Here is a 1,985-nt window from a genome sequence, read left to right as displayed (position 1 = left end):
GCGCCTCCGAAGTTGCAGGCGGCGAAGACGAAATAGGTGGAGCGACGAAGATCAAGCCGGCGAACGAGAGCGTCACCAGTCCAAGTGGTCCTCCCAACATGAGAATTCTACGAAATCGTGTCTTCGGCGGCCGCGGTCGGAAACCAACGCTCGGGCGCGGTCAGTACGCCGCCCCCACGTGGACGGCCAGCCCGATGCCGAAGACCATCAGGACGCCCGCGTAGACGAGAGCCGCGGCGACGGCAGTGCGGTTCCTTAACATGAACCCCGCCACCAGCAGCATGGCCGGAATCAGTCCGGCTCCATAGCGCGCAGGCAGGTCGAAGTAGGAATGCGTGAGCCCCCACATCATGATGCCGAGGGCCGGAAGCGCAGTTAGGGACGCCACCCCGGTGGCCCAGACGACGGGTCCATGGTCGGAGTCCCACGGCAGCACCATCATCGCGCCGATGACGGCGGCGATCATCAGCCAGGACAGCGGGGTCACGATCTGCGCCGGCAGCGGAGAGCTCGAGAAACCTGCGAATGGGTTGTGCGTGATGGGTCCCCCGATGCCGGAGAGCATGAGACGGACGAGCTCTGTGGCCGTCAGGGGCGTCGCCACCCCCTGATCGACGACCACATCGCTCACCGAGAGCAGCGGTATCACTCTCATCCAGGCGACCTGAACGGCACCTGCGACTACGACTGCGACGATCACCGGCAGCCAGAAGGTCCGGGCCGACCGCGTCGGCGCGCTCGCGCCTTCGCCTTCCCGTCGGCGCCGCAGTCGGGCCACCGCATCGATCGCGAGGTAGAGGAGGACCAGACCGAACACCAGAAGGTTCGTGATCTTGAAGATCGGGGCGAGCGCTGCGAGCGGGAGCAGCCACCACGCCGATCGTCGACCCCGCACCACTTCCATCGCCACGAGCAGTATCGCCGCGCCGAACAGCACGACGCTGGCGTCAGTGCTCAGATAAGTGTAGGTCCACCATGAGTAGGGCGACGCGATGAACAACAAGCCCAGTGTCAGCGTCACCACGGCGGAGACTCCCGCCCGTCTCAACAGCGGCACGAGGACCAGCAGCGTGCCCGCAAGCCACACCAGCCCGCTAATCCGCCAGGAGGTCACTTCGCTCAGCCCGGTGACCGCATGGATCGGATCGCCGATGATCCGAACGCTCCAGAAGTAGACCGGGGTGTAGCCGGCTCCGGTCGTGTACCCATGGTTGGGCATGCCCGCGAGATGGACCTTGTCGGATCCGCACTTCTGGCCCAGGTCTCCGAACGGGATGACGTTCTCGCAGGCGACGACATGTGCTACGTCGTCCCCGAACTTCTCCCCCTCGTGCACGACGCCTTGCTCCCAGACTTTGAAGGCGTAGTCGAGATAGACCACCTCATCGATTGGGGACACCGTATCTTCGTGAAGTACGGTGACGGCGCCGCCGTAGACCAGGCCGACGAGAACGAGGACGATGCTCACCCAATGCCGCCCGGCCCAACGGCGAACTGCGGAGATGCTGCGCAGTTCCTGACCTTGACCGGTCGTCATGCGAATCCTCTTCTCTCAGCTGCTTATGGCCCCGGACACGCCGGAGCTTCCTTGATATCTTGCCCTGTTACTCTCCGGCTGCCGAACCAGCGGTGTCACGAGGCGAGCGCGCCGTCCCGCAACCCGAGCATCGGCGCGCTCTCAACTAGCATCAAACCAGAAGAACCTGGAGGTACTCTTGCGCATTCTCATCACCGGTGGCGCCGGATACATCGGCTCCCACACCGCCGTCGCTCTCCTCGACCGTGGTCACGACGTCACCATCGTGGACGACCTCTCCAACAGCTCGTCAATCGCGATCCAGCGCATCGCGCAGATCACCGGGCGGGCTCCCGTGTTCCACGAGCTCGATGCCAGGGATGAAGAGGCTCTCGACCGGGTCTTCGCCGATTCCTCCCCCGACGCCGTCATCCACTTCGCCGGGCTCAAGGCGGTGGGCGAGAGCGTG

Annotated in this window: 2 protein-coding genes; one reads left to right on the top strand and one right to left on the bottom strand. The window is 64.7% G+C overall.

All coding sequences use genetic code 11. The features are described from left to right. Positions 1–160: 160 nt before the first annotated feature. Positions 161–1,468 (bottom strand): hypothetical protein, encoded by a 1,308-nt coding sequence (locus tag BGN97_RS12205; RefSeq protein WP_292701823.1) that lies wholly within the window; start codon positions 1,466–1,468, stop codon positions 161–163. Between the two features lie 247 nt (positions 1,469–1,715). Here BGN97_RS12205 and BGN97_RS12200 point away from each other — a divergent pair. Next, a partial coding sequence (locus tag BGN97_RS12200; protein WP_292701820.1) for an NAD-dependent epimerase/dehydratase family protein occupies positions 1,716–1,985 on the top strand: 270 nt, incomplete at its 3' end.

Source organism: Microbacterium sp. 69-10 (assembly GCF_001897945.1).
In the GTDB taxonomy this organism is placed as follows: domain Bacteria; phylum Actinomycetota; class Actinomycetes; order Actinomycetales; family Microbacteriaceae; genus Microbacterium.
This window is presented reverse-complemented; position numbering and strand designations above follow the sequence as displayed.